This window comes from Agromyces tardus (assembly GCF_003710805.1).
GTDB lineage: Bacteria > Actinomycetota > Actinomycetes > Actinomycetales > Microbacteriaceae > Agromyces > Agromyces tardus.
Window position 1 is genome coordinate 1 of the sequence record NZ_RHHB01000016.1, and the last position, 20698, is coordinate 20698.

Genomic DNA, 20698 nt, shown 5'->3' on the forward strand with positions numbered 1-20698 from the left:
GGGGCTGCCGGGCAGACGCCTGCGGCCGCGCCGCCGCCACCGAACGCGGCCCCCGCCGCCGACGACGTGCGCGAGCCCACGCTCGTGGGCTACGGCGCCGGTGCCGAACGCGGACCGCACCGCCGGGCCCGCCGCTCCGGCCTCGCGGGCGACCTCGTGCCGTCGACACCCGACGACGACCACCGCGTCGAACCCGACACGGCCACGCACGCGGGCACGCCGGCGCTGTCCCACGTCGTCGCGCCCGAGGCACGTGCTCCCGAGCACCACGGCGCCCACGCCCTGCACGAGCAACGCGAGCGTCCGCGGTCCACGCCGCCCGTGCGCAAGCTCGCGCGCGACCTCGGCATCGACCTCGAGACCGTGCCGGGCACGGGGGAGCGCGGGCTCATCACGCGCGCCGACGTCGAAGCCGCGGCATCCGGTGCCCGCCTGCGGGTCGAGGAGACCGGAGGCCGTCTCGAGCCCGTCGACGCACGCGTCGCGGAGCTCTCGGCTCACCTCGAGACTCGGGGGGAACGCCCCGCCGAGACGCGCATCCCCATCAAGGGCGTGCGCAAGCACACGGCCGCGGCGATGGTGCGCAGCGCGTTCACCGCCCCGCACGTGACCGAGTTCCTCACGGTCGACGTCACCGCGACGATGGAGCTGCTCGCGGGCATCCGTGCCGAGCGCGCGTTCGCCGGGCACAGGGTGACCCCGCTCACGGTCGTCGCGAAGGCGCTCTGCATCGCCGCCGCGCGAACGCCCGAGGTGAACTCGCGCTGGGACGAGGCGGCGCAGGAGATCGTGCGCTTCGGCCACGTGAACCTCGGCATCGCGGCCGCGACCGACCGCGGGCTCGTCGTGCCCAACGTGAAGGGCGCCGAGCGGATGACGCTCATCGAGCTCGCCGACGCGATCGCGTCGCTCGCCGACACGGCGCGAGCCGGCCGCACGAGCCCCGCCGACCTCACGGGCGGCACGATCTCGATCACGAACATCGGCGTCTTCGGCATCGACGCGGGCACGCCGATCCTGAACCCGGGGGAGGCGGCGATCCTCGCGATGGGCGCCGTGCGCCGGCAGCCCTGGGAGCACCGCGGCGAGATCGCGCTGCGCGAGGTCATGACGCTCTCGCTGTCGTTCGACCACCGGCTGGTCGACGGCGAGCAGGGCTCGCGCTTCCTCGCCGACATCGGCCGGATCCTGCGCGAGCCGGGTCTCGCCCTCACCATGGCGTGATCGCGCGTTCGGCGGGAGGATGGGGCGCATGGACGATCCGCGCACCATCCTCTCGCCCGCCGAGACCGCGTCCGAGCTCGACGGCTCGGGCTTCGCGCACGAGGACCGGCTGGTCGGGGCCTTCCGCACGGCCGACTTCGCGAGCTCGGTGCGCCTGCTCGACGCCGTCGCGGTCGAGGCGGATGCCGCGAACCACCATCCCGACGTGCACCTCGGCTGGGGGCGCATCTCGTTCGAGCTGAGCTCGCACGACGTGGGGGGCGTGACGAGCCGGGACGTGGAGCTGGCGCGCCGCATCCGCGAGCTCGCCGACGAGCAGGGCGCGACGCCCGCCTAGCGGCGGGCTCGCGAGGAGTCGCCGATCCTCAGCGCAGCTCGAGCACGACCTCGTCGATCTCGACACCGCGCGCCGCGGCGTAGCCGCGGTCCTGCCCGACGACCGTGAACCCGAGCTTGCGGAGCACCGCGAGCGAGCCGGCGTTGTCGGCGGCCGCCCGCGCTCGCAGGGGGCGTCGCTCGGTGTCGAGGAAGAGTCGCATGGCGCGCGTCGCGATGCCGCGGCTCCAGTGCGCGCGGTCGATCCAGTACGTGATCATCGGCCCGTCGTCGGGGTCGGTCCAGCGGCCGGCGTCGCCCACGATCTCGCCGTCGGCGCGGATCGTGACGAGCCGCTTCGACGGGTCGGCGAGCAGCCGCGCCATGCGCGCGTCGAACGCGGCCCGGTCGGCGAAGTCGTCGGGGGTGAAGGCCGCCATGCGGATCGCGTCGTGGTCTTGCCGGAGTCGGAACAGTTCGTCGAGATCGTCCGCGCGGGTCGCGCGCAGGGTCACGACATGAGGCTCGACCATGCCATCTCCTCCAGGATGCCGCGGACGGTGCCCTCGGCGGGTCGGCGCCCCGGGATGCGGGCGCTGTGGGGGGTGGAGTTGAGGAGTCCGAAGGCGGCGTGTGCCCGGACCCGCAGCTCCGTCTCGGCCCGATCGGGCCGGAGTCGGTGGAGGGTGTCGACCCAGTGCTCGACGTAGCGGCGCTGGAGGGTGCGCACCTCGTGGCGTGCGCCGGGGTCGAGCTGCTCGAGCTCGCGGTCCTGCACGATGATGACGTCGGCCTCGGCGAGCGCGAAGTCGACGTGGAAGCGGATGAGGGAGCGGAGGGCGGCTTCGGGGTCCTGCGCCGCGTCGATGACCCGCTCCGCGCCGTCGAGGAGGCTCAGGCTCGCGCCCTGCAGGATGGCCGCGAGCACCGCCGCCTTGCCGGGGAAGTGCCGGTAGACCGCGGGACCGCTCACGCCGACCGCGGCACCCAGGTCTTCGATCGTGACCCCCGCGTACCCGCGCTCCGCGAACAGCGTCGCGGCCGCCCGCAGGATGGCCGCGCGGCGGTCCGCCTTGAGCCTGCCGCGCTCGGTACGAGGGGAGGGGTCGGTGATCGGGGCGGTGCCTGCCTCGTCGAGGGTGCTTGCCATGTCGGTGAGTGCTCGCTAACATCGGGAATCGAGTTAGTGCACACTAACCGAAATGGCGTGCCGGGCACAAGTGGGCGCGCCGTCGACGAAGACGGGCGGACCGCATGACGACCCTCACGACGGGCATCGACCCCTCCGGCGACCAGGGGCGACGCAACGCCGCCGAGCACGCGGAGCTCGTCCGCGAGCTGCGCGACAAGCTCGCGGCGGCCGCGCTCGGCGGACCCGAGAGCTCCCGCGAGCGCCACGTCGCCCGCGGCAAGCTGCTCCCGCGCGACCGGGTCGACCGGCTGCTCGACGAGGGCAGCCCGTTCCTCGAGCTCTCGCCGCTTGCGGCCGACGGGCTGTACGGCGGCGACTCGCCGGGTGCCGGCATCATCACGGGCATCGGCCTCGCGCACGGCCGACCGGTCATGGTCGTCTGCAACGACGCCACCGTGAAGGGCGGCACCTACTACCCGATGACGGTGAAGAAGCACCTGCGCGCCCAGGAGGTGGCCAGGGAGCACCGGCTGCCGTGCATCTACCTGGTCGACTCGGGCGGTGCGTTCCTCCCGTTGCAGGACGAGGTGTTCCCCGATCGCGAGCACTTCGGCCGCATCTTCTACAACCAGGCGCAGCTGTCGTCGATGCGCATCCCGCAGCTCGCGGCGGTGCTCGGCTCGTGCACCGCGGGCGGTGCGTATGTCCCGGCGATGAGCGACGAGTCCGTCATCGTGCGCGACCAGGGCACGATCTTCCTCGGCGGCCCGCCCCTCGTGAAGGCGGCGATCGGCGAGGTCGTCACGCCCGAGGAACTCGGCGGCGGCGAGCTGCACGCGCGGGTGTCTGGCGTCACCGACCACCTCGCCGACGACGACGAGCACGCCCTCGAGCTCGTGCGCGACATGATCGCGACGCTGCCGCCGCCGGGCGACCGCGCCTGGGCCGTGCGCGAGTCGCGGCCCCCGGCCGTCGACCCCGCGTCGCTCACGGCGGCCGTGCCGGTCGACGTGCAGCAGCCGTACGACGTGCGCGAGGTGATCGCGCGGCTCGTCGACGCGAGCGAGTTCTCCGAGTTCAAGCCCGAGTACGGCGACACCCTCGTCACCGGGTTCGCGCACCTCGACGGGCATCCGGTCGGCATCATCGCGAACAACGGCGTGCTGTTCAACGAGTCCGCCATGAAGGGCGCGCACTTCATCGAGCTGTGCGACCAGCGCGGCATCCCGCTCGTGTTCCTGCAGAACATCTCGGGGTTCATGGTGGGCCGCGACGCCGAGGCCGGCGGCATCGCCAAGCACGGTGCGAAGATGGTCACGGCTGTGGCGACGACCCGGGTGCCCAAGTTCACGGTCGTCATCGGCGGCTCGTTCGGGGCCGGCAACTACTCCATGTGCGGCCGCGCCTACTCGCCGCGATTCCTGTGGATGTGGCCGAATGCCCGCATCTCGGTGATGGGCGGCGAGCAGGCCGCATCCGTGCTCTCGACGGTGAAGCGCGACCAGCTCGCCGTGCGCGGCGAGGAGTGGCCGGATGCCGCGGAGCAGGCGTTCAAGGCGCCGATCCGCGAGCAGTACGAGGACCAGGGGAGCCCGTACCACTCGACGGCGCGGCTCTGGGACGACGGCATCATCGACCCGGCCGACACGCGCACGGTGCTCGCGATGGCGCTGGAACTCGCGAGCCGCACGCCGCTGCCGGAGCCGGCGTTCGGCCTCTTCCGGATGTGAACCCGCCGGGGCGCCGCTTGCCATTCCAGTTAACGAGCACTAACATCGGATCCGGTCCGAGCGCGCCGACTGCAGGCGTGCGAGGCAATGTCGCAGAGAGGCGCAGACGGTCATGCCCATGAGCACGCCTGGGACCCGGGTCCGATGAAGATCATCGTCCTCGTGAAGGAGGTCCCCGACACCTACGGGGAGCGCAAGCTCGACCTCGAGACGGGGCTCGCCGATCGCGCCGCGAGCGAGGCCGTGCTCGACGAGATCGGCGAGCGGGCCCTCGAGGTGGCGCTCGCCTACGCCGACTCGCACGACGACGCCGAAGTCGTGGTCATGTCCATGGCGGCCGAGCGGGCTGCGGCGACGATCCGCAAGGGCCTGGCGATGGGAGCGGCATCGGCCGTGCACATCACCGACCCCGGTCTGGCAGGCGCGGACCTGGGCCTCACCGCGCGCACCCTCGCCGCGGCGATCCGACGCACCGGGTTCGACCTCGTCATCACCGGCAACCTCTCGACCGACGGCGGTGGCGGCGTGATCCCGGCGATGCTGGCCGAACTGCTCGACGTGCCGAACGCGACCGCCCTCTCCTCGGTCGAGATCGCGGCCGGCACGGTGTCGGGAACGCGCAGCGTCGACGGTGGCACCCTGCACGTGAGCGCGCAGCTGCCCGCGGTGGTCTCGATCACCGAGGCGCTCCCCGATGCGCGCTTCCCGAACTTCAAGGGCATCATGGCCGCGAAGAAGAAGCCGTTCGAGACGCTGGCTGCCGCTGATCTCGGCATCGAACCGAACGATCTCTCCGTCGCCATGTCGATCATGACCGCCATCGCAGAGAAGCCCCCGCGTGCGGCGGGGGTCAAGATCACCGATGGGGGCGACGGCGGCACCAGGATCGCCGAGTTCCTGATCGAGAACCGACTGGTCTGAGAGGACGATCGTGACCGACTACCCCGCAGACTCGATCCTCGTCCTGCTCGAGACCACCCCGAACGGCGAACTCGCGACGAGCGCCGCGGGCCTCCTGGGCGCCGCCTCGCGCATCGGCACGCCCGTGGCGCTCGCCGTCGTGGCGGCCGGCCAGGCGCAGGCGGTCGCCGAGCAGGCTGCGGCCACCGGCGCCGGGAGGGTGCTCGTCGTCGAGACCGACTCGATGCAGCTGACGGTCCCGCACGTCGACGCGCTCGCCGCCGCCGCCGCGGTCGTCGCGCCCGATGCCGTGCTCATCTCGAACTCGATCGACGGCCGCGACATCGCCGGCCGCTTCGCAGCCCGCGCGAGCGCCCCGATCGCCGTCGATGCGATCGGCGTCTCGCGCGACGACGAGGGCATCGTCGCCCACCACTCGGTCTACGGCGGTGCGTACAACGTCGACTCCGCGGCGACCTTCGGGCTGCTCGTCGTGACCGTGCGCCAGGGGGCCGTCGACGCGCGTGCGGAAGCGCAGCCCGTTGCGTTCGAGTCGCTCGACGTGTCGGCCTCGGGCGCGGCATCCGCCGCCATCGATTCGGTCGAGGCCGTGACCGAGACGTCGAGCCGACCTGAACTGCGGGGAGCGACGAGGGTCGTCTCCGGCGGCCGCGGGCTCGGATCGGCCGAGAAGTTCGCACTCGTCGAGGAGCTCGCCGACGCGCTCGGCGCCGCCGTCGGCGCCTCGCGCGCGGCCGTCGACGCCGGCTACATCCCAGCGAGCTACCAGGTCGGCCAGACCGGCGTGTCGGTCTCGCCGCAGCTCTACATCGCGCTCGGCATCTCGGGTGCGATCCAGCACCGCACCGGCATGCAGACGGCCAAGCACATCGTCGCCGTGAACAAGGACCCCGACGCGCCGATCTTCGAGGTCGCCGACTTCGGCGTCGTCGGCGATGTGTTCACCGTGGTGCCGCAGCTGATCAGCGCGCTCGCCGAGCGGAAGCGGTGACCAGTGGCCGCCGACGCGCGGAACCTGCGCAGGGGACTGCCTCGCCGGCCCGGCGGTGACGCCTGGCCTCCGCCCGGCGAAGCGCCCGGCGGACTCGTCGCGGCGTCGGCTCGAACCACCGCGACCGCGTCGACGCCGACCGTCCCGGCACCCGATGCGTCGATGCCGATCGCGGCGGCTCCTGCTGTCGCTGCTGCTCCGGCCTCGGGTCGTCGGCTTCGAAGCGGGCTTCCGCGGGTGGCCGGCGGCGGGGCGTGGCCTGAGGTGGTCGCGACGCCCGGGGCAGCAGACGTGGGAGTGAGGGATGCCGCGGCCGCACCGCAGCACGCTGTCGTCGAGGAGCCCCCGCCGGCGCCGCCCGTGTCCGCGCCGGCCGCGCCGATGCCGGGAGGAGCGCAGCCCGCCGTCGCCGCCGCATCACCGGCGACGGGCGGTGCACTTCGCCGAGGACTCCCGCGAGTCGCCGGGGGAGACCCGTGGCCGGCGCCCTCGGCGGTGGCGCCGGTCGCCGCGCCCCCGCTCGCCGCGAGATCCGCAGCCGAGCCGCTCCCGGCGGCTGTGCCGCCGGTTGCCGCCGAACCGGTCCCAGCGGCCGTGGTGCCGGATTCCGCCGCGCCGTCCGCCGCAGCGTCCCCCGCGGCATCGGTGGAACGGAAGCCGGCCGAGCCCGAGAGGCCCGTGTCGCCCGCCGCGCCGATCGTGCCCGCGAGCACCCCTTCGAGTCCGACCACGACGCGGTACGGCCCGCTGACCCGCACGCAGTGGGTCGGGGCATCCGTCGTCGGTGTTCTCGCGATCATCGGCGCGGCGACCATCGTCGTGCAGCTCACGCGGTGGTTCCTCGGGCTGGACTTCATGCAGGACTTCCTCGCGAGCTACCCCGGCGAGACGCCACTGCCCGAGGGCGCACCCGTGGGCCTGCCGGCGTGGCTCGGATGGCAGCACTTCTTCAACGTCTTCCTGATCGTGCTCATCATCCGCTCGGGATTGCAGGTGCGCACCGAGAAGCGACCGCCCGCGTACTGGACGCCGCGGTGGGCGAAGGGCGGCCGGGGCAGGATCAGCCTGAGCCTGTGGTTCCACCAGTCGCTCGACATCCTGTGGCTCGTGAACGGCGTCATCTTCGTCGTACTGCTGTTCGCGACCGGCCAGTGGATGCGCGTCGTGCCGACGAGCTGGGAGGTCGTTCCGAATGCCGTCTCGGCCGGCCTGCAGTACCTGTCGCTCGACTGGCCGCTCGAGAACGGCTGGGTCAACTACAACAGCCTCCAGGTGCTCGCCTACTTCGCGACCATCTTCATCGCGGCGCCGCTCGCGGCGCTGACCGGGGTGCGCATGTCGGGGCTGTGGCCGAAGAACGCCACCGCCCTCAATCGCGCCTATCCCGTGGAGTGGGCGCGTGCCGTGCACTTCCCCGTGATGCTGTACTTCGTCGCATTCATCGTGGTGCACGTCACGCTCGTCTTCCTGACCGGGGCGCTGCGCAACCTCAACCACATGTACGCGGCGCAGGACGCCGACGGCTGGCTGGGGTTCTGGATCTTCGTCGCCTCGCTCGTCGTCATCGCGGCGGCGTGGATCGCCGCGCGTCCGACGCTGCTCGCCCCCGTCGCGGGGATGTTCGGCAAGGTCGGCCGCTAGCGCATCGTCGAGTCGCGCCGGCGCTTGTCATTTCAGTTAGCGACCGCTAACATCGACTCCAGTTAGTCCGCGCTAACTGGATGGCGCGCGGACGAGGTCGCAGAGAGGCGCGGATGGTCACGTTCATGAGCCCGCTCGATCGTGCATCGGGAACGGTGCAGCACGCCGCCCCGCGCCCGTTCGACCGGGTGCTCGTCGCCAACCGCGGCGAGATCGCCGTTCGCGTCATCCGCACGCTGCGCCGCCTCGGCATCCGCTCGATCGCCGTCTACTCCGACGCCGACGCCGACGCGCCGCATGTGCGGCTCGCCGATGAGGCCGTGCGCATCGGACCGGCGCCCGCGACCGAGAGCTACCTCGACCCCGAGCGGATCATCGCCGCCGCCCTCGAGTCGGGCGCCGAGGCGGTGCACCCGGGCTACGGATTCCTCTCGGAGCATGCCGGATTCGCCGAGGCGTGCCGCGATGCGGGCCTGGTGTTCGTCGGTCCGGGCATCGAGGCGCTCGAGGTGATGGGCGACAAGATCCGCGCGAAGCGGCACGTCGAGGCATCCGGTGTGCCGACCGTGCCCGGCGTCGCCGACGCCGCGCTCGACGACGCGGCCCTGCTGGCCGCGGGCGCGTCGGTCGGCTACCCCCTGCTCGTGAAGCCGTCGGCGGGCGGCGGCGGCAAGGGGATGCAGGTCGCCCGAGATGCCGACGAGCTCGCTGCCGCACTGCCTGCGGCCCGCCGCATCGCACTCGCCGCATTCGGCGACGACACACTGCTCATCGAGCGACTCATCGAGCGACCGCGGCACATCGAGGTGCAGGTGCTGGCCGACGCCCACGGCGCCGTCGTGCACCTCGGCGAGCGCGAGTGCTCGCTGCAGCGCCGGCACCAGAAGGTCATCGAGGAGTCGCCCTCCCCGCTGCTCGACGCCGCGACGCGGTCCCGCATCGGACAGGCCGCGTGCGACGCCGCCCGCAGCGTCGATTACCTCGGCGCGGGCACGGTCGAGTTCCTGGTGTCGGATGCCGCGCCCGACGAGTTCTTCTTCATCGAGATGAACACCCGGCTCCAGGTCGAGCACCCCGTGACGGAACTCGTCACCGGCATCGACCTCGTCGAGCAGCAGCTCCGGATCGCCGCCGGCGAGCCGCTCGCCGTCACTCAGCAGGACGTCCGGCTGCAGGGACACGCGATCGAGGCCCGCGTCTACGCGGAAACGCCGCACCGCGGTTTCCTCCCCTCCACCGGCGAGGTGCTCGCCTGGCGCGCCCCGGCGGGCGAGGGCGTGCGCGTCGACGCGGGCATCGACGAGGGCTTCGAGATCACCGCCCACTACGACCCCATGATCGCCAAGGTGATCGCGTACGGCTCCGATCGCGCGCAGGCCCTCGGCCGACTCGACCGTGCGCTCGCCGACACCGTCGTCCTCGGCGTCGACACGAACATCGCCTTCCTCCGGCGCCTGCTCGCCGATCCCGCGGTTCGGTCGGGCGACCTCGACACGGGGCTCATCGATCGGATGCCCGAGGGCGACCTCGCCGGCTGGTCGCCGTCGCTCCTCGACGCGGCAGCGCGGCGATTCGTACGCGAGGACGTCGCCGACCGGCTCGCGACGACCGCCGCGGGACCGAGGGCCTGGCAGTCGGCCACGGGCTGGCGACCGGGATCGCTGCGCCCACCCGAGGTGCTGCTCGCCCCACGCGATCATCCGCACGACATCCGCACGGTCGTGGCGCAGCCCGAGGGCGCCGCGCCGGCCGACTCCGGCGACGAGGTCGTGCGGGTCGGCGACGACGGCTCGGTCTGGGTGCACCGCGATGGCGAGTCTGTCGCCTTCGTGCGCATCGATCGTCGTGCCCGCGCCGAGCATCGCCGCGCCGCGACCGAACGCGGCGGCCTCGCCGCCGAGCCCGACCTGCGCTCACCCATGCCGGGAACCGTCACCGCGGTCTTCGCCGCCGACGGCGACACCGTCGAGGAGGGCGACGCGATCGTCGCCATCGAGGCGATGAAGATGGAGCATCGCGTCGTCGCCGCATTCGACGGCACCGTGCGGCTCAGCGTCGCCGTGGGCGACCTCGTGAGTCGTGACCAGGCGGTCGCACGCGTCGAGCCGCACCCCGTGGCATCCGAACCACAGTCGATCGACGGCCCTCACGAGGGCGCCGTCGCGACCGCATCCCACCAGGAATGAGGAGCACCATGCACGACCTGACCGACGAGGAACAGCAGCTGTACGACATGGTCTGCGAGTTCGCCGACACCGTCGTCGCCCCCCAGTCGTACGAGGCGGACCGCACCCACACCCTGTCGATGGACGTCGTCGCCCAGATGGGTGAGCTCGGCCTCTTCGGCCTACCGTTCCCCGAGGAGGTCGGCGGCCAGGGCGGCGACTACATGGCGCTGTGCCTCGCGATCGAGGCCCTCGCCCGCGTCGACCAGTCGATCGCGATCACCCTCGAGGCGGCAGTCGGCCTGGGCGCCATGCCGATCTACCGGCACGGCACCGACGAGCAGAAGGCCGAGTACCTGCCCGACCTCGTCGCGGGGCGTGCGCTCGGCGGGTTCGGCCTCACGGAGTCCGAGGCAGGCTCGGATGCCGGCGCCACGCGCACGACGGCGGTGCTCGACGGCGACGAGTGGGTCATCAACGGCTCGAAGCAGTTCATCACCAACTCGGGCACGCCGATCACCAGGTTCGTCACCGTCACCGCCGTGACGGGCGAGCGGACGCGCCCCGACGGCTCGACGTCGAAGGAGCTCTCGACGATCATCGTGCCGAACGGCACACCCGGATTCACCGTCGCGCCGGGATACGACAAGTCGGGATGGCGCGCCTCCGACACGCACCCGCTGAGCTTCGACGACGTGCGGGTCCCGGCAGCCAACCTCCTCGGCGAACGAGGGCGTGGCTTCGCCAACTTCCTGCGCACGCTCGACGAGGGCCGCATCGCGATCGCCGCACTGGCGACCGGCGTCGCGCAGGGCTGCCTCGACGAGGCGCTCAGCTACGCGAAGACCCGCAACGTGTTCGGGGTGCCGATCGCCTCGCACCAGTACGTCGCGTTCACCATCGCCCAGATGCAGGCCCGCGTCTACACCGCGCGCCTCGCGTGGCGCGACGCCGCCCGGCGGCTCGATGCCGGCCTCCCCTTCAAGAAGGAAGCCGCGATGGCCAAGCTCGTCTCGAGCGACGCCGCCATGCTCAACTCGCGCGATGCCACGCAGGTCTTCGGCGGCATGGGCTTCATGAACGAGAGCCTCGTGGCGAGGCACTACCGTGACTCGAAGATCCTCGAGATCGGCGAGGGCACGAACGAGGTGCAGCTCATGGTCATCGCACGCGAGCTGGGCATCGGCTAGGAGGTTCACCATGACGGATGCCCCGATGCGCGAGGTCGTGCAGCGCGGACTCTGGTTCGAGGAGTTCGAGGAGGGGGTGCGGTACCTGCACCGCCCGGGGCGCACGGTCACCGAGGCCGACAACGTGCTCTTCACGACGCTGACGATGAACCCCCAGCCACTGCACCTCGACGCGGCATGGTCGGCCGGGCAGCCGTTCGGGCAGCGCCTCGTGAACTCGCTCTTCACGCTGTCGACCCTCGTCGGCCAGTCGGTGGGCCAGCTCACGCAGGGCACGCTCGTCGCGAACCTCGGCTTCGGCGAGGTGGCGTTCCCGCACCCGGTGTTCATCGGCGACACGCTCTACGGCGAGAGCGTCGTCGAGTCCAAGCGCGAGTCCGCGTCGCGCCCCGGCCAGGGCGTGGTCGTGCTCGCGCACACGGCGCGAAACCAGGACGGCATCGTGGTCGCGACCGCGTCGCGCACGATGCTGGTCTGGACTCGCGAGGCCGGCGAGCGCCAGGCGGTCGCCGACGGCGAGGCGAGCGCATGACGCGCCCGTCGTTCCGATTCGGTCCGGCACTGCTCTTCTGCCCGGCCGACCGTCCCGACCGCTATGCGAAGGCGCTCGAGCGGGCCGACGCCGTGATCCTCGACCTCGAGGACGCGGTGTCCGACGCCGCGAAGGGCGCCGCCCGCGAGGCGCTCGTCGCCACGCCGCTCGACCCCGAACGCGTGATCGTGCGCATGAACCCCGCGTCGTCGCCCCACCGGGCCGACGACCTGCGCGCGCTCGCGGCCACCCGGTATCGCACGGTCATGCTCGCCAAGTGCGAGGACACCGCCGACCTCGTCGACCTCGAGGACCTCGAGGTGATCGCCCTCTGCGAGACCGCGCGGGGCGTGCTCGCCGCCGAGGAGCTCGCGGCGCTGCCGAACGTCTCGGCGCTCATGTGGGGCGCCGAGGACCTCGTCGCCTCACTGGGCGGCTCGTCGAGCCGGCATCCCGACGGACGCTACCGCGACGTCGCCGTGCACGCCCGCTCCCGGGTGCTCCTCGCGGCCGGCGCGCACGGCATCGCCGCGATCGACGCGGTGCATCTCGACCTGGCCGACGACGCCGGGCAGCGTGCCGAGGCCGAGGATGCCGCGGCGCTCGGGTTCGCCGCGACCGCGTGCGTGCACCCGGGGCAGGTGTCCATCGTGCGCGCGGCCTACCGCCCCGACCCCGACCGGCTGGAGTGGGCGCGGGCGCTCATCGCCGAGGCGGCCGTGCGCGAGCGCACGGGAGTGTTCGCGTTCCGGGGGCAGATGGTCGACGCGCCGCTCCTGCGGCAGGCGGAAGCCCTCGTACGGCGGGCGCGCGGCTGACGGCGATCGGATGCCGCGGGCGCGGCCCTGCGCCGGCGGGCGCGCCGAGGCATCCGGCCGCCGTCGCACCGGCCGCCATCGCGCCGGGCGGCCGTCACACTGCGACGTCGCGCGCCCGGAACACGAGCCAGCCCACGAGCAGCAGCACCGCCGTGAGGGCGAAGAGGAGCCACGTCTGCTCGCCCCACCCGTTCGTGAGCGGGTGGTCGGCGAGTGCCCAGCTGTACGGCGACCAGTCGTGCAGCCAGCGCAGGTCCTCGCTCTGGTTGCCCAGCGCGTTGAGCGCGTAGCCGTACACGGCGACGCCCGCGCCCGCGCCGAGCGCCCAGGTGCGACGCCCGGTCACCGCGCCGACGGTGATGGCCGCCACCGCGCTCAGCGCCGTGAGCCCGAAGAACGCGGTCACCATTGCGAGCAGGCGATCGGCCTCGATTCCGAGCTCGGACGGATCGTCGAGCGCGAGCACCACCACGAAGCTGACGAGCGCGAGCCACAGCAGCTTCACGAGCACCGCGGCGGTGCGCTCGGCGAAGAGCTGGCCCCGCACCACGCCGTGCGCGAGCGTGAGCTCGAGCTGCCCGTTCTCCTCGTCGTTCGCGATCGCGCCCGTGCCCCAGCCCACGCCCGCGATCGTCACGAACGCGAAGCCGAGGAGCCCGAAGAAGGTCGCCTCGGTGTAGCCGGGGCCCGAGCTGATCTGGTCGTACCCCAGGGTGTGCACGAGCTGCGGCGGAAGCGCGTCGATCATGTCCTGCATCTGCCCGCTTCCGGCGATGGACGGGTACAGGGGGAGGTAGAGAAACAGCGCGGCGATGATGCCGACGGTCCAGGCGACGAGGCCGCGCCACGTGTCGGCGAGGTTGCGACGGAAGAGCGGGAGGACGCCGCTCATCGTCCCGGCTCCGATGCGCCATGGTCGGTCGTGCCGGGCCGGTCGTCGTAGTACCGCAGCACGGTCTCCTCGAGGTCGGGCTCCTCCATCGTGAGGTCGACGATCGGGAGCGCGGAGATCGCCTTGACGAAGGCGTCGACGTGCGAGTCGAGCGTGGTCGAGAACGCGACCGTGCCCGGTCCGTTCTGCGCCTCGGTGACGCTGCCGAGACCGGGGACCCGCGCGAGGATCGCACGCGCCGCGGACGCATCCGGCTCGGACACGACCACTCGCGCGTGATGCACCGCGTTCTCGCGCAGGGCCGTCACCGTGGACAGCGCCACGATCCGGCCCGCCCGCAGGATCGCGATCTCGTGCGCCGTCTGCTGCACCTCGCTGAGCACGTGCGAGCTCAGGAACACCGTCTGCCCCTTCGCCTTCGCCTCGCGGAGCATCGCGTGGAACTCCTGCTGCACGAGCGGATCGAGGCCGCTCGTCGGCTCGTCGAGCACGAGCAGCTCGGGCTCGTGCATGAACGCCTGGATCAGCCCGACCTTCTGCTTGTTGCCCTTCGACAGGGTGCGCACGGGCCGGCCGAGGTCGACGCCGAGCCGGTCCGCGAGGTCCTCGATGGCCCCGGGCCGCACGCGCCCAGAGATCTGCGCATAGTGGGCGAGCAGTTCGCGGCCGCGCACGCGCGAGGCCAGGTGCAGCTCGCCCGGCAGGTAGCCGATGCGGCGGCGCAGGCCCGCGCCGCCGCCGCGCGGCGACTCCCCGAGCACCCGCAGCTCCCCGCCCGACGGGCGGATGATGTCGAGCAGCAGTCGCATCGTGGTCGTCTTGCCCGCGCCGTTCGGTCCGATCATGCCGAACACGCTGCCGCGCGGGATGTCGAGGTCGATGCCGTGCAGCGCCTCGTGGGAGCCGTAGCGCTTGACGAGGGCGCGGCTCGTGACGACAGGGTGGTCGGTGTCCGTCACGCCGGCCGCCCACGGTCGGTCTCGCGGGACGTCGCCGTCGGTTCGGAATCGCTGGCGGGATGCACCCGCAGCATGCTCGCGATCTCGCAATCGGGGGGCAAGGGGCGAAGGTCCCGATCCGGCACGGCGTCTCGGCCGACCGCGGCGATGCCCACGATGCGATGCTTCGCGTTCCGCGGGGATCCGGCCGGCGAGCCTGCGCCGACCGGAGACGCGGGGTCGCCCGCGACCACGGGTCCACCAACGATTCGGTAACGCTTCATCGATTCGGTCCGGGGGACAGTCGGAGAGGACATATGGTCGAATCCATCCTGGGGAGGAGGGCCGCGTGGCACGACGACACGCACTGCGCACGCGCATCGCGACGGCGCCATCGGGGGCGGATGCCGCCGGACTCCTCGCCATGCCCGGCCGCTCCGCCGTCGCGCTCGCCGCGACGTCCGAGCCGAGCGGGCTGCGGGAACGCGTCGAAGAGGTCGCCTCGAATCCGTTCTCGGGACCCATCACCGTTCCGAGGCGCGTCGCGCTCGCCGGCAGCGGCATCGAGGCGTACCCGTTCGTGCTCGGCGGCAGCACCTTCGGGTGGACGCTCGGCGCCGACCAGGCGGCCGACGTCCTCGACCGGTTCGCCGGCATCGGCGGCGAGCTCATCGACACCGCCGACAGCTATGCAGCGGGCCGCAGCGAATCGATCATCGGCCGCTGGATGGCCGCCCGCGGCACGCGCGACCGGGTCCGCATCATCACCAAGGTGGGTCGGCACCCCGACCACCGCGGCCTCGCCCCCGAGACGATCAAGGCCGCCGTCGACGGCTCGCTCGCGCGGCTGGGCACCGATCGCATCGACCTGCTCTGCTTCCACGGCGACGACCCCGAGGTCCCGCTGGAGGAGAGCCTGGGCGCGGTCGACGCGCTCATCACCGCCGGCAAGGTGCGCGCGATCGGCGCCTCCGACTTCAGCCCCGAGCGCCTCATCGAGGCGCGGGTGCTCGCCGCGAATGGACTGCCGCGCTTCGAGGTGCTCACCACCCGGTACAACCTCATGGAGCGTCGCGCCTTCGAGGGCGCGCCCGAGCTGGTCGCCCACGCGCAGGGCCTGGCGGTGCTGCCGTACTTCGCGCTCGCCAACGGGTTCCTCGGCGGCGCCGTCCGTCGCCGCCGCGACATCCGCCGTGACGCCCGCGGCCTGCGCCAGGCTCGTCACCTCTCCCGGCGCGGCCTCCGGGTGCTCGGAGTGCTCGACCAGCTCGCGTTCGCGCACGGCGTGCAGCCCGCCACGATCGCCCTCGCCTGGCTCCTCGCCCGCCCGACGGTGGCCGCGCCCGTGGCGAGCGCCACCAGGCCGGAGCAGGTCGACGCGCTCGTGGCCGCCGCATCCGTTCCGCTGCAGCGATCCGAGATCGTCGAGCTCGACCGCGCCTCGGCGTGACCCGGGCCCGTCGACTCCGACGACGCGAGCGACGCTCACTGCCATGCCGCGCCGCGCGCCGCGGAACCGCCCGACGGGGAGTCGGTGACGTAGGCTGGACCCGATGAACGGCGCTGTCGACCTCCCACTCGGCCAGGCCGACCTCACCTTCCGCGCCGCCGGCGACACGCTCGTGCGCCGCACGCTCCTCACCTCGGGAGTGCGGGTCCTGAGCGAGCGCGTGCCGGGCAGCCGCAGCGCCACCGTGGGGTTCTGGGTCGCGGTCGGCTCGCGCGACGAGCACTCCGCCGAGTCGGGTCACCGGGCGACCTACGGCTCCACGCACTTCCTCGAGCACCTGCTGTTCAAGGGCACCCCGCAGCGCACGGCCCTCGACATCGCGATCTCGTTCGATGCCGTCGGCGGCGAGCACAACGCGATCACGGCGAAGGAGCACACCTGCTACTACGCCAGGGTGCAGGACAGGGACCTGCCCATGGCGATCCGCGTGCTCGCCGACATGTTCACCTCGTCCTTGCTCGACCCCGACGAGTTCGAGAGCGAGCGCGGCGTCATCCTCGAGGAACTCGCCATGGCGGGCGACGACCCGGCGGATGTCGCGAGCGAGCGCTTCTTCGAGGCGGTCCTCGGCGCGCATCCCCTCGGGCGTCCCATCGGGGGCACCCCCGATTCGATCCGGTCCGCGACGCGCGACGCCGTCTGGGAGCACTACCGCGCGAACTACCGCCCGGCCGACCTCGTCGTCACGATCGCCGGCGCGGTCGACCACGACGCCGCGATCGCCGAGCTCGAGGCGGCGCTCGGCTCCGCGGGCTGGGCGCTCGACGAGCCGGGCGAGCCCGTCGCGCGCCGCGCCACCGCCGCTCCCGCGCTCGAGGCGCCCACGCCCATCACGGTCGTCGAGCGCCCCACCGAGCAGGTGAACCTCATCCTCGGGGTGCCCGGCGTCGTCGCGACCGACGATCGACGCGTCGCGCTCAGCGTGCTCAACACGATCTTCGGCTCCGGGATGTCCTCCCGCCTGTTCCAGCAGGTGCGCGAGCGGCGCGGCCTCGCCTACTCCGTCTACTCGTTCGCGCCCGGCTACTCCGACGCCGGCCTCTTCGGCATGTACGCCGGCTGCACCCCGTCGAAGGCACCCACCGTCGCGGCGCTCATGCGCTCGGAGCTCGAACGACTCGCGTCGCACGGGGTCACCGCCGACGAGCTCGAGCGTGCGGCCGGCCAGCTCGGCGGCGCCGCCGCGCTCGCCCTCGAGGACTCGGACACGCGGATGTCGCGACTCGGCCGCGCGGAGCTGATGCTCGGCGAGTTCGTCGACCTCGACGAGGCACTGCGCCGCGTCTCGCTCGTCACCGCCGACGACGTGCAGTCCCTCGCCGCGGACCTCGCCGCGGGTCCGTACTCCCTCGTCGCGGTGGGCTCCGCCGACGAGTCCGAGTTCCATGCAGTGATCGACCAGCCCGCCATCCGCTCCGACGTCGCCTGAGCGGCACCCGACAGCAGTACAGGACCCGAATCGTGCCCCACCACCTCTACCTCGTCCGCCACGGAGAGCAGCTCGACGCCGAGCACGGCCTCCCCGACGGACCGCTCTCCCCGCGCGGACGCCGCCAGGCGGAGCTCCTCGCCGAACGCCTCGGCGGCATCCCGTTCGACCATGCGTGGCATTCGCCGCTGCAGCGGGCGACCGAGACCGCAGCGATCATCGCCGCGAAGATGCCCGCGCTGAACCCCGAGCCGTCGGCGCTCCTCTTCGACTGCATCCCGTCGGGGCCGGCACCCGAGACCCCGCCGGCGTACGCCCCCTTCTTCGGTTCCCACACCGAGGAGGAGTTCGACGCGGGCCGCGCGCAGATGGCCGACGCGACCGCGGAGTTCCTGCGTTCGCACCGCGAGGATCGTCACGACCTGCTCATCACACACAACTTCGTGATCGCCGCACTCGTGCGCGAGGCGCTCGGGGCACCCGAGTGGCGGTGGGTCTCGATCAACCAGGCGAACTGCGGCCTCACCGTGCTCACGCAGAAGACGGGGCGCCCGTGGAGCCTCGTGACGCACAACGACCTCGCGCACCTCCCGCCCGAGCTGCGCACCGGCCTCCCCGAGGCCTACGCGATCTGAGCCCGACCGGCGCTCAGACGGCCTTGCCGTACCAGTTGGTGGCGTTCGGGTTCGCGTTGTAGGGCTCGATGTCCACGTAGCCGCTCGCGCGGTACAGCCCGCCCGCGGCCTCGAGGCTCGCGTTCGTGTCGAGCACGACCTCCTCGGCGCCGTACTGCGCCGCGCGACGCTCGAGCTCGGCGAGCAGGCGCCGTCCCTCGCCCCGTCCTCGTGCGGCCGGTGCGAGCCAGAGGTGCTTCACCTCGAAGCGCACGGCGTTCGACGGCGACCGCTGGATGCGGCGCACCCCGCCGCATCCGACCGCCTCGCCCTGCTCGTCGACGACGAGGAGGAACACGCCGACCGGCGGCTGGAACTGGGCCGGATCGGGCCACGTCGGACGGTAGGCGCCCTGTTCGGGCGGGAACCCGGCCGCGCGCTCGTCGAAGTACGCGCCGAGCAGCCGCTGCGCATCGGGGTCGGTCACGGCCGCGTCACGGAGCTGGAACATGCCTTCCAGCCTAGGGGCGCGGTGCGGCTTGCTAGGGTGAAGCCCGTGACGATACGGGTCGCCGTGGCGGGAGCCACGGGCAAGATGGGACGCCTCGCACTCGAGCTGATCGAGGAGGCCGACGACCTCGAACTGCACGCCGCACTCGACTCGCGCTCGAGCCTCTCGGAGCTCGAGGGGGCCGACGTGGCGCTCGACGTCACGCACCCCGCCGCGAGCGGCGCGATCGTCGAGCATGCGGCGCACGCAGGGGTTCCCATCGTCGTCGGCACCTCGGGATGGTCGGCCGAGCGCATCGCCGAGATCGGGCACCTCCTGCGCGACCGTCACGAGTCGCGCGCGGTGCTGTTCGTGCCGAACTTCTCGATCGGCAGCGTGCTCGGCTCCGCCTTCGCGGCCTTCGCGGCGCCCTACTTCGACTCGATCGAGATCGTCGAGGCCCACCACGCCGGCAAGGTCGACTCGCCGTCGGGCACGGCGGTGCGCACGGCCGAGCTCATCGGCGCGGCGCGCGCCGACGCGGGGCCGGTCTCGGCGCCGCACGCGGACCAGCGCGCCCGCGGGCAGCTCGTCTCGGGGGTGCCGGTGCACAGCCTGCGGATGTCCGGACTGCTCGCCGAGCAGCGCGTCGTGCTCGGCGGCGACGGCGAGACCCTCACGATCGGCCACTCCACGATCTCGTCCGCGGCCTACGAGGCCGGGATCCTGCTCGCGCTGCGCCGGGCGCCGGCGATGCAGGGCGTCACGGTCGGCCTCGACGCGCTCCTCGGCCTGCACCTGCCCGGCACGCCGCGATGAGCGCGAAGGCCGGGGCGCTCGTCATGGCGGCGCTCCTCGCGCTCTACCTCGCGCTCGTCGGCTGGCGGGCCGTGCAGTTCGTGCAGACGGGCGAACCCGTCGCGATCGCGATCGGCATCGCCCTCATCGTGCTGCCGATCGTCGCGGCGTGGGCGCTGTGGCGGGAGCTCGCGTTCGGCATGCGCTCGCAGGCGCTCGTGCGCCGCCTCGAGGCCGAGGGCGGCCTCGACCTCGGCATCCCCGTGCGCCCGAGCGGACGCGCCGATCGCGTGGCCGCGGATGCCGCGTTCCCCGCGTTCCGAGCGGCCGCCGAGGCCGAGCCCGACTCCTGGCGTGCGTGGCTGCGGCTCGGGCTCGCCTACGATGCCGCGGGCGACCGGCGGCGCGCCCGTGGCGCGGTGCGTCGCGCTATCGAGCTCGAGCGGGCTGAGCGGCAGGCGGCGACGCCGCCGCCTTCGGAGCAGGGCTGAGCATCGCGTCGAGGGCCGACTCCACGGTGGCGTGCCGGAATCGGAAGCCATCGGCGAGGAGTCGCTCGGGACGCACCTTCTGGCTCGAGAGCAGCAGGTCGTCGGCGGCCTTGCCGAGCGCCAGTTCGAGCAGGGGCGCCGGCACCGGGATCGCGTAGGGCCGGTGCATCCGCTTCGCCAGCGCGCGCATGATGCGGTCGGCGGTCGCCGGCACGGGACCGACGAGGTTCACCGCGCCCGCGAGCTCGGAGTCGAGCAGGTGCGCGATGGCGCCCACCTCGTCCTCCAGCGCGATCCACGGCCAGTGCTGGCCGCCGGTGCTGAGTCGCCCGGCGATGCCGAGCTTCGTGAGCGTGCCGACGCGCTGCATCGCGCCGCCGTGGCCCACCACGATTCCGGTGCGCAGCAGCACCGTGCGCGTCTCGTGCGGCGCGAGGGCCGCGGCCGCCTCCCACTTCGCGACGACGTCGGCGAGGAAGCCCGTGCCCGCGGGGGAGTGCTCGGTCAGCGACTCGCCCGGACGATCGCCGTAGATGCCCACCGCCGAGCCGCTCAGGAACACGCCGGGCGGCCGCTTGGCCTTGCGCATCGCATCGGTGAGCGTGCGCGTCGCGGCGATGCGCGAGTCGAGGATCTCCTCGCGGTACCGCTTCGTCCACGGCAGGCGGGCGAGCGAGGCGCCCGAGAGGTTCACGACCGCGTCGACCCGGTCCATGACCGTGAAGTCGATGATGCCGGCCGCGGGCGACCAGCTCACCTCGTCGGGTCCCTGCGCGCGACGCCGAACGAGGCGCAGCACGTCGTGCCCCTCCTCTGCGAGGCGAGCGGTGAGGTCGGTGCCGATGAAGCCGGAGGCGCCGGCGATGAGGACCCGCAC

21 protein-coding genes are annotated in these 20698 nt (G+C 72.9%); 15 read left to right on the forward strand and 6 right to left on the reverse strand.

The window, feature by feature from the left end; translation table 11 throughout:
• The coding region (locus tag EDM22_RS09845; protein ID WP_138708063.1) for a dihydrolipoamide acetyltransferase family protein at window positions 1-1224 on the forward strand (1224 nt) is incomplete at its 5' end.
• Between the two features lie 28 nt (window positions 1225-1252).
• A complete protein-coding gene (locus tag EDM22_RS09850) occupies window positions 1253-1561 on the forward strand; it encodes a 4a-hydroxytetrahydrobiopterin dehydratase (RefSeq protein ID WP_122936883.1) in 309 nt (102 codons plus the stop codon).
• Between the two features lie 28 nt (window positions 1562-1589).
• Here the strand turns inward: EDM22_RS09850 and EDM22_RS09855 are convergent, their stop codons facing one another.
• Window positions 1590-2072, reverse strand: coding sequence for a GNAT family N-acetyltransferase (locus tag EDM22_RS09855; RefSeq protein WP_122936884.1), 483 nt, complete (start codon window positions 2070-2072; stop codon window positions 1590-1592).
• Window positions 2051-2689, reverse strand: coding sequence for an SACE_7040 family transcriptional regulator (locus tag EDM22_RS09860; RefSeq protein WP_122936885.1), 639 nt, complete (start codon window positions 2687-2689; stop codon window positions 2051-2053). Before EDM22_RS09860 ends, EDM22_RS09855 begins: the two co-directional genes overlap by 22 nt.
• A gap of 104 nt (window positions 2690-2793) precedes the next feature.
• Between EDM22_RS09860 and EDM22_RS09865 the strand changes: the two genes are divergently transcribed.
• The 8 genes from EDM22_RS09865 (at window position 2794) to EDM22_RS09900 (ending at window position 12659) form a co-directional block, all read left to right on the forward strand.
• Window positions 2794-4401: a carboxyl transferase domain-containing protein gene (locus EDM22_RS09865; RefSeq protein ID WP_122936886.1), complete on the forward strand. Its 1608-nt coding sequence runs from the start codon at window positions 2794-2796 to the stop codon at window positions 4399-4401.
• 144 nt (window positions 4402-4545) lie between these two features.
• Window positions 4546-5322 (forward strand): electron transfer flavoprotein subunit beta/FixA family protein, encoded by a 777-nt coding sequence (locus EDM22_RS09870; RefSeq protein WP_122936887.1) that lies wholly within the window; start codon window positions 4546-4548, stop codon window positions 5320-5322.
• 10 nt (window positions 5323-5332) lie between these two features.
• Window positions 5333-6313, forward strand: coding sequence for an electron transfer flavoprotein subunit alpha/FixB family protein (locus EDM22_RS09875; RefSeq protein WP_122936888.1), 981 nt, complete (start codon window positions 5333-5335; stop codon window positions 6311-6313).
• A gap of 645 nt (window positions 6314-6958) precedes the next feature.
• On the forward strand, window positions 6959-7954 hold the full coding sequence (locus EDM22_RS20030) for a cytochrome b/b6 domain-containing protein (RefSeq protein ID WP_245989304.1): 996 nt from the start codon (window positions 6959-6961) through the stop codon (window positions 7952-7954).
• Window positions 7955-8079: 125 nt separating this feature from the next.
• Window positions 8080-10140 (forward strand): acetyl-CoA carboxylase biotin carboxylase subunit, encoded by a 2061-nt coding sequence (locus tag EDM22_RS09885; protein WP_122936934.1) that lies wholly within the window; start codon window positions 8080-8082, stop codon window positions 10138-10140.
• An 8-nt stretch (window positions 10141-10148) separates the two neighbouring features.
• Window positions 10149-11309 (forward strand): acyl-CoA dehydrogenase family protein, encoded by a 1161-nt coding sequence (locus EDM22_RS09890; RefSeq protein WP_122936890.1) that lies wholly within the window; start codon window positions 10149-10151, stop codon window positions 11307-11309.
• A gap of 10 nt (window positions 11310-11319) precedes the next feature.
• Complete coding sequence (locus EDM22_RS09895) at window positions 11320-11841, forward strand: MaoC family dehydratase (protein ID WP_122936891.1); 522 nt, start codon at window positions 11320-11322, stop codon at window positions 11839-11841.
• Window positions 11838-12659, forward strand: a complete 822-nt coding sequence (locus tag EDM22_RS09900; RefSeq protein WP_122936892.1) for an HpcH/HpaI aldolase/citrate lyase family protein — start codon at window positions 11838-11840, stop codon at window positions 12657-12659. Before EDM22_RS09895 ends, EDM22_RS09900 begins: the two co-directional genes overlap by 4 nt.
• 94 nt (window positions 12660-12753) lie before the next feature.
• Here EDM22_RS09900 and EDM22_RS09905 read toward each other — a convergent pair whose 3' ends face one another.
• Together EDM22_RS09905 and EDM22_RS09910 are read right to left on the reverse strand one after the other, a co-directional pair.
• On the reverse strand, window positions 12754-13551 hold the full coding sequence (locus EDM22_RS09905) for an ABC transporter permease subunit (RefSeq protein ID WP_122936893.1): 798 nt from the start codon (window positions 13549-13551) through the stop codon (window positions 12754-12756).
• Complete coding sequence (locus EDM22_RS09910) at window positions 13548-14510, reverse strand: ABC transporter ATP-binding protein (protein ID WP_245989305.1); 963 nt, start codon at window positions 14508-14510, stop codon at window positions 13548-13550. Before EDM22_RS09910 ends, EDM22_RS09905 begins: the two co-directional genes overlap by 4 nt.
• A 328-nt stretch (window positions 14511-14838) precedes the next feature.
• Here EDM22_RS09910 and EDM22_RS09915 point away from each other — a divergent pair, with 328 nt between their 5' ends.
• The 3 genes from EDM22_RS09915 (at window position 14839) to EDM22_RS09925 (ending at window position 18063) form a co-directional block, all read left to right on the forward strand.
• Window positions 14839-15939: an aldo/keto reductase gene (locus tag EDM22_RS09915; protein ID WP_212591933.1), complete on the forward strand. Its 1101-nt coding sequence runs from the start codon at window positions 14839-14841 to the stop codon at window positions 15937-15939.
• Window positions 15940-16042: 103 nt separating this feature from the next.
• Entirely contained in the window at window positions 16043-17428 is a 1386-nt protein-coding gene (locus EDM22_RS09920; protein WP_122936895.1) for a M16 family metallopeptidase, read from the forward strand.
• A 32-nt stretch (window positions 17429-17460) separates the two neighbouring features.
• Window positions 17461-18063, forward strand: coding sequence for a histidine phosphatase family protein (locus EDM22_RS09925; RefSeq protein ID WP_122936896.1), 603 nt, complete (start codon window positions 17461-17463; stop codon window positions 18061-18063).
• Window positions 18064-18076: 13 nt separating this feature from the next.
• Here EDM22_RS09925 and EDM22_RS09930 read toward each other — a convergent pair whose 3' ends face one another.
• Window positions 18077-18553, reverse strand: a complete 477-nt coding sequence (locus EDM22_RS09930; RefSeq protein ID WP_122936897.1) for a GNAT family N-acetyltransferase — start codon at window positions 18551-18553, stop codon at window positions 18077-18079.
• 45 nt (window positions 18554-18598) lie between these two features.
• Between EDM22_RS09930 and dapB the strand changes: the two genes are divergently transcribed.
• Together dapB and EDM22_RS09940 are read left to right on the forward strand one after the other, a co-directional pair.
• Window positions 18599-19351, forward strand: coding sequence for a 4-hydroxy-tetrahydrodipicolinate reductase (gene dapB / locus EDM22_RS09935; protein ID WP_122936936.1), 753 nt, complete (start codon window positions 18599-18601; stop codon window positions 19349-19351).
• Complete coding sequence (locus EDM22_RS09940; RefSeq protein ID WP_122936898.1) at window positions 19348-19821, forward strand: hypothetical protein; 474 nt, start codon at window positions 19348-19350, stop codon at window positions 19819-19821. Before dapB ends, EDM22_RS09940 begins: the two co-directional genes overlap by 4 nt.
• Here the strand turns inward: EDM22_RS09940 and EDM22_RS09945 are convergent.
• The gene (locus tag EDM22_RS09945; RefSeq protein ID WP_122936899.1) at window positions 19760-20698 is read right to left on the reverse strand and encodes a TIGR01777 family oxidoreductase; all 939 of its coding nucleotides are present in this window, start codon (window positions 20696-20698) and stop codon (window positions 19760-19762) included. The genes EDM22_RS09940 and EDM22_RS09945 overlap by 62 nt on opposite strands.

Coding starts and splice junctions, on each gene's coding strand:
- EDM22_RS09850 (WP_122936883.1), top strand. CDS start 1,253: ATGGACGATCCGCGCACCATCCTCTCGCCCGCCGAGACCGCGTCCGAG.
- EDM22_RS09855 (WP_122936884.1), bottom strand. CDS start 2,072: ATGGTCGAGCCTCATGTCGTGACCCTGCGCGCGACCCGCGCGGACGAT.
- EDM22_RS09860 (WP_122936885.1), bottom strand. CDS start 2,689: ATGGCAAGCACCCTCGACGAGGCAGGCACCGCCCCGATCACCGACCCC.
- EDM22_RS09865 (WP_122936886.1), top strand. CDS start 2,794: ATGACGACCCTCACGACGGGCATCGACCCCTCCGGCGACCAGGGGCGA.
- EDM22_RS09870 (WP_122936887.1), top strand. CDS start 4,546: ATGAAGATCATCGTCCTCGTGAAGGAGGTCCCCGACACCTACGGGGAG.
- EDM22_RS09885 (WP_122936934.1), top strand. CDS start 8,080: ATGAGCCCGCTCGATCGTGCATCGGGAACGGTGCAGCACGCCGCCCCG.
- EDM22_RS09890 (WP_122936890.1), top strand. CDS start 10,149: ATGCACGACCTGACCGACGAGGAACAGCAGCTGTACGACATGGTCTGC.
- EDM22_RS09895 (WP_122936891.1), top strand. CDS start 11,320: ATGACGGATGCCCCGATGCGCGAGGTCGTGCAGCGCGGACTCTGGTTC.
- EDM22_RS09900 (WP_122936892.1), top strand. CDS start 11,838: ATGACGCGCCCGTCGTTCCGATTCGGTCCGGCACTGCTCTTCTGCCCG.
- EDM22_RS09905 (WP_122936893.1), bottom strand. CDS start 13,551: ATGAGCGGCGTCCTCCCGCTCTTCCGTCGCAACCTCGCCGACACGTGG.
- EDM22_RS09920 (WP_122936895.1), top strand. CDS start 16,043: ATGAACGGCGCTGTCGACCTCCCACTCGGCCAGGCCGACCTCACCTTC.
- EDM22_RS09930 (WP_122936897.1), bottom strand. CDS start 18,553: ATGTTCCAGCTCCGTGACGCGGCCGTGACCGACCCCGATGCGCAGCGG.
- EDM22_RS09940 (WP_122936898.1), top strand. CDS start 19,348: ATGAGCGCGAAGGCCGGGGCGCTCGTCATGGCGGCGCTCCTCGCGCTC.